The 14,792-nt window shown below is 71.1% G+C and carries 13 protein-coding genes; 4 read left to right on the top strand and 9 right to left on the bottom strand.

Annotation, left to right across the window (positions count from 1 at the left end):
• Positions 1 to 71: 71 nt before the first annotated feature.
• Entirely contained in the window at positions 72 to 1,391 is a 1,320-nt protein-coding gene (locus ACWGR4_RS11760) for a M14 family metallopeptidase (protein ID WP_379999317.1), read from the top strand.
• 8 nt (positions 1,392 to 1,399) lie between these two features.
• Here ACWGR4_RS11760 and otsB read toward each other — a convergent pair whose 3' ends face one another.
• From otsB to ACWGR4_RS11745, 3 genes are all read right to left on the bottom strand, one after another.
• Entirely contained in the window at positions 1,400 to 2,251 is an 852-nt protein-coding gene (otsB, locus tag ACWGR4_RS11755) for a trehalose-phosphatase (RefSeq protein ID WP_379999315.1), read from the bottom strand.
• A 113-nt stretch (positions 2,252 to 2,364) separates the two neighbouring features.
• Positions 2,365 to 3,078 (bottom strand): LytR C-terminal domain-containing protein, encoded by a 714-nt coding sequence (locus ACWGR4_RS11750; RefSeq protein ID WP_452131287.1) that lies wholly within the window; start codon positions 3,076 to 3,078, stop codon positions 2,365 to 2,367.
• Between the two features lie 9 nt (positions 3,079 to 3,087).
• A complete protein-coding gene (locus tag ACWGR4_RS11745; RefSeq protein ID WP_379999310.1) occupies positions 3,088 to 3,423 on the bottom strand; it encodes a DUF3263 domain-containing protein in 336 nt (111 codons plus the stop codon).
• A gap of 160 nt (positions 3,424 to 3,583) precedes the next feature.
• Here ACWGR4_RS11745 and ACWGR4_RS11740 point away from each other — a divergent pair, with 160 nt between their 5' ends.
• A complete protein-coding gene (locus tag ACWGR4_RS11740; RefSeq protein WP_379999308.1) occupies positions 3,584 to 3,928 on the top strand; it encodes a cupin domain-containing protein in 345 nt (114 codons plus the stop codon).
• Between the two features lie 121 nt (positions 3,929 to 4,049).
• Here ACWGR4_RS11740 and ACWGR4_RS11735 read toward each other — a convergent pair whose 3' ends face one another.
• From ACWGR4_RS11735 to ACWGR4_RS11720, 4 genes are all read right to left on the bottom strand, one after another.
• Positions 4,050 to 4,973 (bottom strand): carbohydrate ABC transporter permease, encoded by a 924-nt coding sequence (locus tag ACWGR4_RS11735; RefSeq protein WP_379999306.1) that lies wholly within the window; start codon positions 4,971 to 4,973, stop codon positions 4,050 to 4,052.
• A complete protein-coding gene (locus tag ACWGR4_RS11730; RefSeq protein ID WP_379999304.1) occupies positions 4,970 to 5,851 on the bottom strand; it encodes a carbohydrate ABC transporter permease in 882 nt (293 codons plus the stop codon). Before ACWGR4_RS11730 ends, ACWGR4_RS11735 begins: the two co-directional genes overlap by 4 nt.
• Before the next feature lie 78 nt (positions 5,852 to 5,929).
• Positions 5,930 to 7,255: an extracellular solute-binding protein gene (locus ACWGR4_RS11725; RefSeq protein WP_379999302.1), complete on the bottom strand. Its 1,326-nt coding sequence runs from the start codon at positions 7,253 to 7,255 to the stop codon at positions 5,930 to 5,932.
• Positions 7,256 to 7,747: 492 nt separating this feature from the next.
• Entirely contained in the window at positions 7,748 to 8,539 is a 792-nt protein-coding gene (locus ACWGR4_RS11720) for a DeoR/GlpR family DNA-binding transcription regulator (protein ID WP_379999300.1), read from the bottom strand.
• Positions 8,540 to 8,783: 244 nt separating this feature from the next.
• On the opposite strand from ACWGR4_RS11720, the gene ACWGR4_RS11715 reads away from it, so the two are divergent.
• Together ACWGR4_RS11715 and nagA are read left to right on the top strand one after the other, a co-directional pair.
• Complete coding sequence (locus tag ACWGR4_RS11715; protein ID WP_452131286.1) at positions 8,784 to 9,740, top strand: ROK family protein; 957 nt, start codon at positions 8,784 to 8,786, stop codon at positions 9,738 to 9,740.
• Complete coding sequence (nagA, locus tag ACWGR4_RS11710; protein ID WP_452131285.1) at positions 9,737 to 10,879, top strand: N-acetylglucosamine-6-phosphate deacetylase; 1,143 nt, start codon at positions 9,737 to 9,739, stop codon at positions 10,877 to 10,879. The genes ACWGR4_RS11715 and nagA overlap by 4 nt, the downstream gene beginning before the upstream one ends.
• 46 nt (positions 10,880 to 10,925) lie before the next feature.
• On the opposite strand, the gene ACWGR4_RS11705 is transcribed toward nagA, so the two are convergent.
• Positions 10,926 to 12,029 (bottom strand): ADP-ribosylglycohydrolase family protein, encoded by a 1,104-nt coding sequence (locus ACWGR4_RS11705; protein ID WP_379999294.1) that lies wholly within the window; start codon positions 12,027 to 12,029, stop codon positions 10,926 to 10,928.
• Between the two features lie 152 nt (positions 12,030 to 12,181).
• Positions 12,182 to 14,779 (bottom strand): bifunctional FO biosynthesis protein CofGH, encoded by a 2,598-nt coding sequence (locus ACWGR4_RS11700; protein ID WP_379999292.1) that lies wholly within the window; start codon positions 14,777 to 14,779, stop codon positions 12,182 to 12,184.
• Positions 14,780 to 14,792: the final 13 nt, after the last annotated feature.

The following is a 14,792-nucleotide window of genomic DNA, read 5'->3' as shown; positions in this document are numbered from 1 at the left end:
CGGGTGTGCAATTCGGGCAAGTCCCGCAGGGGTCGGGGGACTTGCGCGTGGGAGGGGACGGTGGTGCACGGATGAGGGCGTGGCGGACGTGGACGACGCGCGCGGCGAGATCGATGCTGCTGGTGGCGCTGGTGGCCGGCGTCGCGCTCGGCCCGGCACCGGCGAGCGGCGGTCGCGGCGGCCGGACCACCACGGGGTTCGAGCGTCGGGGCGGCCTGTCCTGGACCACCCCGGCGGAGGAGCGGGACCTCATGCGCGAGCTGATCGCGGCGGCACCGGGCCCCGATCGCGCCGGGTGGGCGCCGGCGCGGGTGACGGTGACCCGGGTGGGCGGCAGCGCGCGCGGCCGGGACGTGGAGCTGATCACGGTATCCGGGGTGCGTACGGTGCCCGAGCCGATCCGGGTGTTGTTCGTGTGCGGCCAGCACGGTGACGAGCCGGCCGGGCGCGAGGCGTGCCTGAAGCTGGTCCGGGACCTGGCCGACGACCGCTCGGCCGCCGGTCGCCGACTCCTGGAGCGGGTCACCGTTTTGGTGCTGCCCACGCCCAACCCCGACGGTCTGGCGGCGGGCACCCGGGCGACGGCCGAGGGGGTGGACCTCAACCGCGACCACTTGGCGGTGGCCTCGCCCGAGGCGCGGGCCGTCCGGCGGGTGCTGCGCGAGACGCGTCCGCACATCGTGCACGACCTGCACGAGTTCGACGTGCCGGCGGACGCCTACGTCGCGCCGACCCTGTATCTGTGGCCGCGCAATCTCAACGTCGACCCCGAACTGCGCGGACTGGCCACAGAGTTGGCGCGCGATCGCATCGGATCGGCGCTGCGCGCGGCGGGGTGGGCGTCGGACGTGTACGGCGTGGACCCGGCGGGGCGCCGACTCGGCGGCGACGGGGACGAGCGCCTGCTGCGCAATGCGGCGGCGCTCGACCACGCGGTCGCGGTCCTGGTCGAGGTCGACGCCAACCCCACATCGGCCCTGGAGCGGGCCGACGCGGCCCTGCTCCACCGCCGTCGGGTGGGGGCGCACCTGGTGGCCGCCCGCGCCACGCTGCGGATGGCGGCCGAACGCGGCGAGGCCGTCGCGTCGGCGGTCCGCGCCTCGCGCGCCCGATCCGAGCACGGCCCGGAGCGGGTGTACCTGGACGGCGCCGACGACCTGCCCGCGACCCGGGCGGCGCCGCTCGAACCACCCTGCGCCTACCGCCTGACCCCGGCCCAATACGCGGCGGCGCGCGCGACGTTGACCGAACACGGGATCCGGGTCTCCCCGGACCTGAGCGTGCGTACGGCTCAACCGGCGGGCGTGAAGGTCACGTTGCTGCTCGACCCCAGGGCCCGCTTCGCGATCGCGGACGGCACACCGGAGCCGTGCGGCGAGGGGGATGCGTAAAGCGGGCTCTACCGGCCCTCCACCGCGTCGGCGAGCGCGTCGAGCAGGTCCGCGATTGCCTCCGGGCCGGCCACGACCAGGTCGGCGCGTTCGGCGAGGGCGTGCACCTCGGCCGAGCCGCTGCACACGGTGAGCCCGGCCACGCCCTGTCCGCGCAGGTCCTCGACGGCCTCGAACGCGGCGAGGTCGCCGAGGTCGTCCCCGGCGAACAACACCGTCGCGGCCCGGCGTTCGGCGAGGAAGCCGGTCAGCGCGCGCCCCTTGTCCATCCCCCGGGGGCGCAACTCCAGCACGTAGCGCCCGGGTTCGACGACCAGGTCGTGCCGCTTCGCCAGTTCGCCGAGCGGGCCGCGCAGCAGGTCGAGGGTGGCCTGCGGATCGGGGGCGCGGCGGGTGTGCACGGCCAGCGCGCTGCCCTTGTCCTCGGTCCACGTGGTGCTCCACGCGTCGAGCGAGCGCAGCAGGTCGGGCAGTTCGAGCCGCACCTCGTGCACCCCGCGCGGCGGCTCCGGGGCGCTGACCCGCCCGGTCGCCGCGTCCCAGCGCTCCAGGCCGTAGTGGCCGAGCACGACGAGGTTCTCCAGACCGGCGACGCCGCGAAAGCGGCCGTACTCCACCGCGACCGCGGCGGGCCGCCCGGTGACGATCACCACCGCGGCCAGATGCGGGGTCAGTCGGGACAGCGCCAGGACCGCGCGCGTATCGGCGCGGGCATGCTCCGGATCGTCGACGATCGGGGCGAGCGTGCCGTCGAAATCGAGCGCGACGACCGCCTGGGCGGGTGCGTCGAGCAGCGCGGCGAGGCCGACCCGGCCGGCGGGCGTGGTGGGTTCGGGCAGCGTGGACCGGTTCGAGGTCATGCCGACCAACCTAACCCGCCGCCGGAGTGCGACGCGGATTCCCGGCCACGCCGCCGGGCGCCGCGCTCCCTACGAGCCCGCGCGGGCATCACGTTCCTCCCGCGCCCCGGTCGCTACCGCGTGGTCAGCGACCCCAGCATCCGATCCGCCAACGGGACCACCTGGTCGTCGACCACGATCACCGTCAGCCGGTGCCGCGGGATGCCGGCGAAGGCGGGCTTGACGCGGCTGATCCCCGGGAGGGCGGCAGCCAGGGCTCGGGCCTGCGGCGCCAGGTCGGCGGGGTGGTAGACGGTGGTCGCCGGGACGGCGCCGCGGAAGGTGTCGGTTCCGGTCACCTCCCAGCCGGCCGCCTCCAGGCGGCGGGCCATGCGCTTGGCCAGTGCCGGGACCTTGGTCTGGTCGAGCACGACGACCTTGCCTCGGCTGCCCCTCGGGACCGGGGGCGCGGGGGCGGGCGGTACCGGGCGGGCGGACGCCGGCGCGGGGACCGGGGCGGGCGCCGCCGCCCGAGTGTGCCGGCCCTCCCGACCCGCCGCCGCCCGCGTCGCGGGTTCCTCCTGCGCGATGGCGAGCGCGCCGGCCAGGGCCAGGGCCGCCAGTACGGCCACCGGCACGATCAGGCTTCGCCGGGACCTGGTCGGCGCGGGCGAGTCGTCGATCCGCAGGCCGCCGATCAGTTCGCGCCCGGCGTCCACCTCGGCCTCCCCCTCTCCCGGGGCGGCCTGCTCCGGGTCGGGTGCTCCCGGGTTCTCGTTGGTCCAGATCAGGCCGTAGCGGCCGAAGCCGTCGAATACGTCGTACTCGTCCTTGCGGCGCGTGAACACCCGGGCCTCTCAGTGCCCGGTACGACGCACGGTGGAGCGGGCCTGCTGGCGGGCCTCGCGCAGCCGACGCAGCCGCTGGACCAGCATCGGGTCGTGTTCGAGCGCCTCGGGCCGGTCGAGCAGGGTGTTCAGTACCTGGAAGTAGCGGGTCGCGGAGAAGCCGAAGCGGTCGCGCACGGCACGTTCCTTGGCCCCGGCGTGCTTCCACCACTGGCGCTCGAATTCGAGGATGTCCCGGTCCCGCTCGGACAGGCCGCCGGCCGGGGTCGCGTCGGGTGCGGTCGCCGCGGCGCCCTGCCCGGGAATCACGGGCGGCTCCGGCCGCACGTCGTGCTCCTCACCCATCGGTCTTCCCTTCGGTGCCTCGGGCGGGCCCGTCGACCCGCTCTCGGGCATTGTGCCCGCCGATACCGACGCGGGACCGCACCGGCACGGTGATTCGCCGGAAAAGCCTACGAATCACCCGCCGGCGGCGGCCGTCCGGTTGGCCTATATGCTCCGCCGCATGTCTACCTTTGCCGTCCATATCCCCGACGCCGAGCTCGAAGCCGACCCGCTCGACCCGGCGCAGATCGTCTCCGGCACGCCCGAGGTCTCGGGCAAGGTCCTGTGGGAGTCCGAGGACGGCAGGCAGATCCGCGGCATCTGGCAGATCACCCCCGGCGTGGTGACCGACACCGAGGCCAACGAGCTGTTCGTGGTGGTCTCCGGCCGCGCCACGATCGAGATCCGCGGCGGCGCGACGATCGAGGTCGGCCCCGGCGACGCGTGCGTGCTCCAGGAGGGCGACGAGACGGTGTGGACCGTGCACGAGACGCTGCGCAAGGCGTACCACATCACCCTGCCGTAACCGCCCCACCAGGACCCGCGCCCGGACACGCCGAAGCCCACAGGCCCCCGAGACCTGTGGGCTTCGCGTCGTCCGGGGTCGAGCACGACCGCCCGAAACGATTCGGGCGACCGCTCCCGACCTACTTCACCGACCCCGCCGTCAACCCCGACACGACGTGCTTCTCGATGTACGCGAACAGGATCACCACCGGCACGATCGCCACCACCGACCCGGCGAACAGGTACTGCCACTCGACCCGGTAGGCGCCGAGGAAGCTGTTGATCCCGACCGTCAACGGCTGCTTGTCGGGGGTGGTCACCAGGACCAGCGCGACGGTGAACTCGTTCCACGCCGCGATGAAGGTGAAGATGACCGCGGTGACGATGCCCGGCATCGCCAGCGGCAGCGTGACCCGACGCAGTGCCCCGAGACGGGAGGCACCGTCGATCATCGCGGCCTCTTCCAGCTCGACCGGGATCGCGCTGAAGTAGGCGGTCAGGATCCACACCGAGAAGGCCAGGTTGAACGCGCCGTTGACCAGCACGAGCGCCCAGTACGAGTCGAGCAGATCCAGGATGTAGAACTCGCGGTACAGGCCCACCAGGAGCGAGGTCGGCTGGAACATCTGGGTGACCAGCACCAGCATCAGGAAGACGCCCCGGCCGCGGAACCGTTTGCGCGCGGTGTAGTAGGCCGCGGGCAGCGAGACCACCAGCACGAGCAGCGTCGACATGCCCGCGACCAGCAACGAGACCTTGAGGTTGTCGCCGAGCGTGGACTTGTCCCAGACGTCGACGAAGTTGGCCCACTCGAACTTCGACGGCACATAGCCGTCGCTGGTCAACTCGTCCTTCGGTCGCAGGGCGGTGATCGCCATCTCGATGTACGGCGCCACGAACACGATCGCGATCACCCACGCGAGCGCACCGAACCACAGCTGCTTTTGGCTGTACTTCGAGCCCCCGAGTACGGGCTTCCCGCGCCTGCTCCCCTTGCCGCCGGCCACGCCCGCAGGTCCTTGCGGGGCGCCGGCGTCCGGCTCGGCGGTCACGACGGTGCTCATCGGTCGGTCTCCTTGTTCCCGCGGCTGACGACGAGGAAGAACGCGACCAGGATGATGATCATCGCGAAGTTGGCCACGGACATCGCCGCGCTCTCGCCGATGTCCGACGCCTTGAGCTGATACATGAACACCGTGGTCGTCGCGGTCTCGTAGCCCGGACCACCGTTGGTCATCGCCCAGATGATCGGGAACGAGTTGAACACGTTGATCAGGTTGATCACGACCGCGACCAGGATCGCGGGCTTGAGCAGCGGCAGGGTGATCGACAGGTAGGTGCGCCACGTGGACGCGCCGTCGATCCGGGCCGCCTCGTACACCTCACCGGGCACCGTCTGCAGCCCCGCGAGCAGGGTGTAGGTGGTGAACGGCAGCGAGACGAAGACGGCGACCGCCATCATCCACGGCATCGCGGTGGACGGCCTGCCCAGCCAGTCCTTGCCCGCGTCCATCAGGTGCAGGTCGACCATCAGCGTGTTGATCACGCCGTGGGTCTCGTGCAGCATCCACTTGAACACGACGGCGGTCATGAAGACCGACGCCGCCCACGGCACGATCATCGCCCAGCGGGCGAAGCGTCGGCCCGGGAAGTGCTGGTTGAACAGCTGGGCCAGGAACAGCGACAACACGAGCGTGATGGCGACCACCACCAGCACCCAGACCACGGTGTTCCACAACACGGCCACGAAGTCCGGTTCGTCGAACAGCTTGGTGTAGTTGTCGGTGCCGTTGGGGCCCACCACGATGCCGGTGCGGCGGATGCGCTGGAAGGAGCTCCAGACCATCACGACCACGGGCCACAGGACCACGAGACCGATCAGGAGGACGGCCGGGCCGATCCACGGCAGCGGGGCGAGCGCCTTCTTGACTCTGGTGCCCACGGAAGGCGCTCTGCGTACGGCGGTTTCGGCCACGGGGCCGTCCTCCTCGTTCGGTGCGCGGACTTGTCCGGTGCGGCGTCAGCTCTTCTGCTGGGCGACGGCCGACTCGGCTTCCTTCTGGAGCTGGTCGAGCACGTCCTTGGGGGACTTGCCGGAGACCGCGCTGCCGAGCTGCTCCTTGATCTTGGGCGAGAGCACGTCCCACGCAACGTCGTTGAGCGGGTAGAACTTCGCCTTCGGCAGCAGGTCGATGTACGGCTTGAGGCCGGCGTTGGCGGGGTTGGCCGTCATCTTGGCCATCACCGACTTGGTCACCGGCGGGAAGCTGTACTGCTCCTGGAACTTGATCTGCTGCTCGGTGCTGAACGCGTGGTCCACGAACGCCTTGATCTGGTCCTTGTGGCCGTTCTTCTTGAACGCCATCATCCAGTCGCAGACACCCAGCGTCTCGTTCAGCGGGCCGGTCTTGCCGGGGATGGGCGCCGTCGCGTACTTGAGGTTGGGGTAGTCCTTCTTCAGCGTGGCGATCATGGTGGGGTTGCTGTTCACCATGCCGACACTGCCGCCGTAGAAGTCGGTGTAGACGTCCTTGCGGTTCTTGGTGCCGGGGTTGGACTCGGTCAGTCCGGTCTTGACCAGGTTGTCGTTGACCCAGTTCAGCGCCTCGACGTTGGCCGGGCTGTTGACCGTGTACTTGCCGTTGGTCTGGTAACCGCCGCCGTTGCCCAGCGCCCAGTTCATGAACTCGCCCTGGGCCTCCTCCTTGCCGAGCGGCAGGCCGAAGGGGGTCGCCACGCCGGCGGACTTGAGCTTGGTCGCGGCGGCCTTGAGCTCGTCCCAGGTCTTCGGCGGCTCGGTGATGCCGGCCTTGGTGAACAGATCCGTGTTGTAGATCAATTGCCGGGTGCTGGAGGTGAAGGGAATGCCGTACTGCTTGCCCTTCACGGTCGCGGCCGGGGTGAAGGACTCCACGAAGTCGGCCTTGGTCTCGGGCGACATGATGTCGTCGACCGGGTAGAGCAGGTCGTCGACGACCTTGTCCGCGTAACCGCCGGTCTGCAGCAGGTCGGGCATCTCGTTGTTCTGGACCATGGTCGCGACCTGCTTGTCGATGTCATCCCAGTTGATGACCTGCAGGTTCACCTTGATCCCGGGGTACTTCGCGTTGAAGCTCGAAATCACCCCGTTCCAATACTTCTGCATGCTGCCGTCGCCGCTGCCGTAGTCCGCCACGACCAACTTGATCGTGCCGTCCTTCGGGGCGCCGGCGGGAGCACCGGGCCCGGAGGCGCCGGGGGTCGCCCCCTTGCTGTCGTCGCTGTCGTCGTCCGACCCACCACACGCTGACAGAAGCAGTGCGGCCGACAGTCCTGTCGCCGCCAATGCCATCTGGTGCCGCTTCATCGCAGAACCGCCTTCATGCCTTCGGGAAAACAGGACCGTTGGGCAGGGTTTCGTGGCGCTAAACCCCATGCGTGCACATGCGCAAAACTGTTCGCAACACGGATTTGGAGAAAACTCTTGAGCAGCATCGAGCATTTTGCGGACTCGCCGTGTCGGCAGTCAACACCTCGCCGGAAGAAAGGTCTACACCAATCCTGCGATTGGTTGGAGAGGTCGAGGCAGTTTGCCGGGCAATTCGTTACCCGTGCGGGCGCGGATGCGGAGAACCGGCACGGAGGACGCCTATTGGATCTTGAAGTGGTCCATCGACGCTTCTTCGAATGATCCATTCCGGTTGTGCGCGAATTGTGCGTCGCACCGGCCGGAGAGTTGGTTGGAAAAACGATTCGGCAGCATTGACAGGCGACAATGCCCGGGGTTTCGGCCGGAGTTTCGGTGGGTCTCGGACCCGAACGACCCGAACGACCCCAACGGACCCCAACGACCCGCGTGTCAGACCCGGATGACCCGCACGCCCGCGTCCACGAACGCCGCGGTGGCCTCCTCGGGGGCGGCGGTGTCGGTCACGAGCACGCCGACCCTGTCCAGCGGACAGATCCGGGCGAACGCGCGGCGGCCCAGCTTGGACGAGTCGGCGGCCACCACGACCCGACCGGCGCCGGCGGCCATCAACTGGTTGATGCTCGCCTCGCCCTCGTGGTGCGCGCTCGCGCCGTGCTCGACGTCGATCGCGTCGACGCCCAGGATGGCCACGTCCAGGGCCACCTCGCGCAGGATCCCGGTGGCGAGCGGGCCGATCAGCTCGTACGACTGCGGGCGCGCCACCCCGCCGGTGAGCACGATCTTCACGTGCCGCCGCACGGCGAGCTCGCCCGCGATGTTGAGCGCGTTGGTGACGATCGTGAACGCCTGCGCGTTCGAGTCGCCCTCGGTGTACAGATCGGCCCGGGCCACCAGCGCGCGAGCCACCTCGGTCATCGTGGTGCCGCCGTTGATCCCGACCGTCTCCCCCGGCTTGACCAGGGCCGCCACCGCCTGCGCGATGCGCTGCTTCTCGGACGCGTGTCGGGCGGTCTTGTAGCGCAGCGGCAGGTCGTAGGAGACCGCGTGCGCGACCGCGCCGCCCCGGGTGCGGGTCAACATCTGCTGCTGCGCGAGCTGGTCCAGGTCGCGGCGGATCGTGGCGGGCGAGACGTCCAGCTCCGAGGCCACGTCCTCGACCTCCAGCCGGCCGTGCTTGGCCAGCAATTCGAGGAGTGCACCCCACCGCTCGTAACGACTCACCCGCGACCTCCCGCCCGTCCGACAGCCCGCCCGACTCGTGTCGGATCGTTGCGACCATCCTCCCCGGCCACCCGCGCGCGTCACGCGTCGGGGGTTTCGGTGAGGGTGCGCTCACTCAACGATGCTGTTGCATGTTCATGTTTTCAACTGCTATCCAGTGAGCACAAACGCGCATTCTCGGATCCACCCGCCCTCGGGCCGACAATCTGCCCCATCTACCAGACTTGAGACGCCGATGCCGCACGTGAACATCACGCCGTCCGACCTGTCCGGCGCGGACTACGTCGTCGCACTCGACGTCGGCGGCACCGACATCAAGGGCGGCGTCGTGGACGCGAACGGCGGCCTGGTCTACTCCGAGCGGCGCCCGACCGGACGCACCGACGGCCCCAACGCGGTGGTCGCGGGGATCGTCGACTTCGCCGAGGCACTGCGCGATCGGGCGGTCGAACTCGGCGGGGTGCCTCGTGCGGCGGGTGTGGTGGTGCCGGGCATCGTGGACGACGCGGCGGGCGTCGCGGTGTGGTCGGCCAGCATCCAGTGGCGCGAGGTGCCGCTGCGCTCGCTGGTCGCCGACCGACTGGGGCTACCGGCTGCTTTGAGCCACGACGTGCGTACCGGTGCGCTCGCCGAGGGCCGGCTGGGCGCGGGGCGCGACTGCGACAATTTCCTGTTCGTGGCGATCGGCACCGGGCTCGCCTCGGTGCTGGTGCTGAACGGACGCCCCTACCCGGGCGCGCACGGGCAGGCCGGCGAGATCGGGCACATCACGGTGCGCCCCGGCGGGGGTAAATGTACGTGTGGGGCGGTCGGTTGTCTGGAGGCGCACTTCTCCGGACCCGCGATCGCACACGCGTTCGCCGAGGCCGCGCCGGGCGACGACCCGCCGCTGAGCGCGGCCCAGGTGGTCGCCCGGGTCGCCGCGGGCGACCGGGTCGCGGCCGCGGTGTGGGGTCAGGGGTTGTCCGCGTTCGCGGACGGCCTGCTCACCGGACTCGCCCTGTACGACCCGAAGTTGCTGGTCATCGGCGGCGGACTCTCGCTCGCCGGGGAGCAGTTGTTCAGCCCCTTGCGGACGCTGCTCGCCGAGCGCGCCGTGGTCCAACACGTGCCGCCGCTGGTCACCGCGGCACTCGGAGACGAGGCCGGTTGCCGAGGCGCCGGACTGATCGCGTGGGACACCTTGGAGGTGCGCGGGTGACTGTGCTCGGCAATGCGCGCGTGGTGCTGCCCTCCGGGGTGGTCGACGGCGCTTCGGTGCACGTGGTGGGTGAACGGATCGCCTTCGCCGGCCCCGGTCGGCCGAACGGCTCGGAACCGGTGGTCGACCTCGCGGGCGGCTGGATCGTGCCCGGCTTCGTGGACATGCACGTGCACGGCGGCGGGGGTGGTTCGTACACCTCCGGCGATCCCGACGAGGCGCTGCGGGTGGCCGAATTCCATCGCTCGCACGGGACCACGACCACGGTCGCCAGCCTGGTCACCGCGTCCCCGGCGGACCTGCTGCGGATCGTGAGCACGCTCTCCCCGCTCGTGCACGACGGCCTGCTGGCGGGGCTGCACCTGGAGGGCCCGTATCTGAGTGCGGCCCGCTGCGGCGCGCACGACCCGACCCAGTTGCGCGCGCCGGATCGGGACGAGGTCGGCACGCTGCTCAAGGTGGCGAACGGCGCGATCCGCATGGTCACCCTGGCCCCGGAGCTGCCGGGCGGGGTCGACCTGGTGCGCCGACTCGCCGACGAGGGGGTGATCGCGGCGGTCGGGCACACCGACGGCACGCACCGGCAGACCCACGCAGCGCTGGCCGCCGGCGCGAGTGTGGCCACCCACCTGTTCAACGCGATGCGCAGCGTGCACCACCGCGAGCCGGGGCCGGTCACCGCGCTGCTCCAGGACAGCGACGCGGTGGTCGAGTTGATCAACGACGGCGTGCACCTGCACCCCAGTGTGGTCAACCTGGCGTACGCGAGCGCGGGCCCGGACCGGGTCGCCTTCATCACCGACGCGATGGGCGCGGCGGGCATGCCGGACGGCGTCTACCCGCTGGGCGTGATGACCGTGGACGTGGTGGACGGGGTGGCCCGGCTCGCCGGCGGCGACTCGATCGCGGGCAGCACGCTGACGCTGGACGAGGCGCTGCGCAACGGTGTCGCGAGCGGCCTGCCGATCGCCGACGTGGTGCGCTCGCTCTCGGCCACACCCGCGCGGGCACTCGGCCTGGCCGACCGGATCGGCACCCTGGAGCCGGGCAAGCAGGCAGACCTGGTGGTCCTGGACGACGCGCTTCAGGTGCGCGCGGTGATGGTCGCGGGCGCGTGGGTGGACGAGCGCCGACCCTGATCGGGGCGATCCGGCCGCCTCGGGCAGTGCCCGGGGTGGCCGGCGCTCAGTTCGGCGGGTAGCGCCGGGTCCAGCTCGTGTCCCCCGCCTCGGGGCCGTGCAGCGTGGTGCCCTGGGTCATCTCCATCGCGAAGTCGTCGGCCAACTGCAGGATCGCGCCGCGGCCCTCGAGTTCGGCGACCAGGTCGGCGGGTAGCACGGTGTCGCCGTGCATGGCGCCGAGCAGGTTGCCGCAGATCGACCCGGTCGAGTCGCTGTCCCCGCCGTGGTTGACCGCGAGCAGCAGTCCGGTGCGCATGTCGGGGGCCACCAGGGCGCAGTACAGCCCGATCGACAGCGCCTCCTCGGCGGTCCAGCCCTGGCCCAGCGCCTCGACCCGCTCGGGCGAGGGCACCCCGGCGCGGACCGCGGCGAGCGCCGCCTCGATCGCCCGCGCCGTCTCGGCGTGCTCCGGGCGCGACTTCACCAGCTCCAGGGCGATCCGTACGCCCTCCTCCAACGGCGCGCCCTGCATGACCGCGTGCACGATCACCGCGAACGCGCCCGCCGAGAGGTAGCCGGTGGGGTGTCCGTGGGTCAACACCGCGCATTCCACCGCGAGTTGGAAGACCAGCTCGGGCCGCCAGCCGACCAGCAGGCCGAACGGCGCGGAGCGCATGACCGCGCCGCAGCCCTTGGAGTCGGGGTTCTTGGGCCGCTCCAGCGTGCCCATCACGCTCTCGTCCTCCAGCCCGCGCAGGCACGCGGATCCGGGCGCGCGCGAGCTGTACAGCCACTCCTCGCGGACCAGCCAGCCCTCGTCCTTGCGCTCGTCGGGGCCCCATTCGCTCTGGGTGGCCTTCCAACGCAGGTAGGCGCCGTGCAGGTCGGTCGGCGGATGCCAGGCCCCGGTGTCCCGGCGCACGTGCGCGCGGATCAGCCCCTCCACCGTGAACAGGGTCATCTGCGTGTCGTCGGTGATCGCGCCGCGTCGGTGGTACGCCGTCACGTAGCCGGCGACCCCGTCGGATCCGTGCTGTTCACGGATTTCCGCGAGACTCAGGAACTCGATCCCCGCGCCGAGCGCGTCCCCGATCGCGCCACCGACGAGACAGCCCCGTACCCGTGCCCGAAAGTCCTGCAAACGGTCTCTGGACCACAGTGCGGCCATGTGTGTTCTCCCTCCCCCGAAGCCCCACCGCAGCGTACCGGCGCGGGCCCGCCGGGGGGTCGCACACGCATCCGAGAGCACCGCGGAAGGAGCGACGGGCCGGAGGGGGACGTGTCGCCCTCCGGCCCGCGCGGGCACGGGTGCCGCCGTCGTCAGTTGCTCAGGATCGGCAGCATGATCCGGTCGACGTCCTCGTCGTGGCGCCGGGCGATGGCCTGCCGCTCGGCGTCCACCTCGCCGTAGGTGGTGGTGCGCTGCCGGGCGCGGCGGCCGAGCGAGGCGGCCATCGCCTCCAGTTCGGCGATCGACTTCTTCGAGCCGTTGTCGGCGCCGGCCATCCGGGAGATGGTCTCCTCCATGAGCGTGCCGCCCATGTCGTTGGCGCCGCCTTCGAGCATCAGGTTGGTGCCCTCGACGCCGAGCTTGACCCAGCTGGTCTGGATGTTGTCGATCTTGCCGTGCAGCAGGATGCGGGCCATCGCGTGCACGGCCCGGTTGTCCCGCAGGGTCGGGCCGGGGCGGGCGATGCCGGCCAGGTACACCGGCGCGTTGGTGTGCACGAAGGGCAGCGTGACGAACTCGGTGAAGCCGCCGGTCTCGTCCTGGATCCGGCCGAGCAGGCGCAGGTGGCCGAGCCAGTGCGCGGGGGTGTCCACGTGGCCGTACATCATCGTCGAGGAGCTGCGGATGCCCAGTTCGTGCGCCGTCTTGACCACCTCGACCCAGGTCGCCGCGGGCAGCTTGCCCTTGGTCAGGATCCAGCGCACGTCGTCGTCCAGGATCTCGGCGGCGGTGCCGGGGATGGTGTCCAGGCCCGCCTCCTTGGCGGCGGTCAGCCAGTCGCGGATGGACATCCCGGTGCGGGTCGCGCCGTTGACCACCTCCATCGGCGAGAACGCGTGCACGTGCATGCCCGGGACCCGCTTCTTGACCTCGCGGGCGATGTCGAAGTAGGCGGTGCCGGGCAGGTCGGGGTGGATGCCGCCCTGCATGCAGACCTCGGTCGCGCCGACCGCCCACGCCTGTTCGGCCCGCTCGCCCACCTGGTCCAGGGAGAGGGTGTACGCGTCGGCGTCGGTGCGTCGCTGGGCGAACGCGCAGAACCGGCAGCCGGTGTAGCAGACGTTGGTGAAGTTGATGTTGCGGTTGACGATGTAGGTGATCTCGTCGCCGTTCACCTCGCGACGCAAGTCGTCGGCGATCCGGGCGAGTTCGTCCATCGCGGGGCCGTCGCAGTGGAACAGCGCGAGGGCTTGGTCGTCGGTCAGCCGGGTCGGGTCGGCGGCGGCCTGGGCCAATGCCTCGCGCACCTCCGAGTCGAGTCGGACCACCGACCCGGCGGGGCCGGCGGCGACCTGCTCGCGCAGCGCGTCCCAGTCGCCGTAGACGTTGTCGAAGTCGTCGCGCCGGTCGGTGCTGCGGCCGGTGGTGTCGATCGTCACGTGCAGGTCGGTGCGGCCGGACGCGGCGGCGAAGATGTCCTCGGGTTCCTGCCAGGGCAGGCCCTCGGGGTTGCGGCCCTCGATCGCGAGGCCGGTCTCCGGGTCGGACAGCGCGCGCACGTGCGGCAACACCCGGGGGTCCACCCACGGTTCGCCGCGCAGGATCACCTCGGGGTACACGTTCAGCCGCTCGTGCAGCGTGAAGCCCGCCTCGGCGGTGCGCGCCGCCAGGAGCTCGATCTGCGGCCAGGCGAGTTCGGGATTGACGTGGTCGGGCGTGAGCGGCGAGACCCCGCCCCAGTCGTCGATGCCGGCCGCGATCATCAGCGCGTACTCGTCGCCGATCAGGTTCGGCGGCGCCTGGATGCGCATCTTCGGCCCGAGCACGATCCGCGAGACGGCGATCGCGGCGGCCAACTCGACCAGGTCGGCGTCGGGGGTGCCGCGCATCGCGGTGTCCGGCTTGGCGCGGAAGTTCTGCAGGATGACTTCCTGGATCGAGCCGTACTGCCGGGCGATCCTGCGCATCGCGAAGATCGACTCGGCCCGCTCGGTCATCGTCTCGCCGATGCCGATCAGCAGGCCGGTGGTGAACGGCACGTTGGAACGCCCGGCGTCCTCCAACACCCGCAGCCGCACGGCCGGTTCCTTGTCGGGCGAGCCGTAGTGCGGGCCGGAGGGCTCGGACCACAGCCGGGTCGCGGTGGTCTCCAGCATCATCCCCATCGACGCGCTGACCGGCTTGAGCCGTTGGAAGTCGGTCCAGGAGAGCACCCCGGGGTTCAGGTGCGGCAGCAGTCCGGTCTCCTCCAGGACCCGGATCGACATCGCCCGCACATACGCGAGCGTGTCGTCGTATCCGTGCGCGTCCAGCCACTCGCGGGCCTCGGGCCAGCGGTCCTCGGGCCGGTCGCCTAGGGTGAACAGGGCTTCCTTGCAGCCGAGCGCGGCGCCGTCGCGGGCGATCTCGAGCACCTCGTCGGGGCTGAGGAACATCCCGTGGCCCTCGCGCCGGAGCTTGCCCGGGACGGTGACGAAGGTGCAGTAGTTGCAGCGGTCCCGACACAGCCGGGTGAGCGGGATGAACACCTTGCGGCTGTAGGTGATCACCCCGGTGCGGCCGACCGCCTCCAGGCCGGCGTCGCGCACACGTGCGGCCGAGGCGCACAGGTCGGCCAGATCGGCGTCGCGGGCGTGCAGGAGCACGGCCGCCTCGGAGACGTCGAGCATGACCCCGTCGCGGGCGCGTCGCAGCGCGCGCCGCATCGAACTCTCGGTGGGACGTCCCTCGTTGGGAGTCGGGGTCATGCGACACCTCGCT

The organism is Embleya sp. NPDC055664, from assembly GCF_053618075.1.
This window is presented reverse-complemented; position numbering and strand designations above follow the sequence as displayed.

What these genes read in the sequence shown, in the direction of transcription:
- ACWGR4_RS11705 (WP_379999294.1), bottom strand. Translation starts at nt 12,029, where the DNA reads ATGGCCGCACTGTGGTCCAGAGACCGTTTGCAGGACTTTCGGGCACGG.
- ACWGR4_RS11745 (WP_379999310.1), bottom strand. Translation starts at nt 3,423, where the DNA reads ATGGGTGAGGAGCACGACGTGCGGCCGGAGCCGCCCGTGATTCCCGGG.
- otsB (WP_379999315.1), bottom strand. Translation starts at nt 2,251, where the DNA reads ATGACCTCGAACCGGTCCACGCTGCCCGAACCCACCACGCCCGCCGGC.
- ACWGR4_RS11740 (WP_379999308.1), top strand. Translation starts at nt 3,584, where the DNA reads ATGTCTACCTTTGCCGTCCATATCCCCGACGCCGAGCTCGAAGCCGAC.
- ACWGR4_RS11725 (WP_379999302.1), bottom strand. Translation starts at nt 7,255, where the DNA reads ATGAAGCGGCACCAGATGGCATTGGCGGCGACAGGACTGTCGGCCGCA.
- ACWGR4_RS11700 (WP_379999292.1), bottom strand. Translation starts at nt 14,779, where the DNA reads ATGACCCCGACTCCCAACGAGGGACGTCCCACCGAGAGTTCGATGCGG.
- ACWGR4_RS11760 (WP_379999317.1), top strand. Translation starts at nt 72, where the DNA reads ATGAGGGCGTGGCGGACGTGGACGACGCGCGCGGCGAGATCGATGCTG.
- ACWGR4_RS11735 (WP_379999306.1), bottom strand. Translation starts at nt 4,973, where the DNA reads ATGAGCACCGTCGTGACCGCCGAGCCGGACGCCGGCGCCCCGCAAGGA.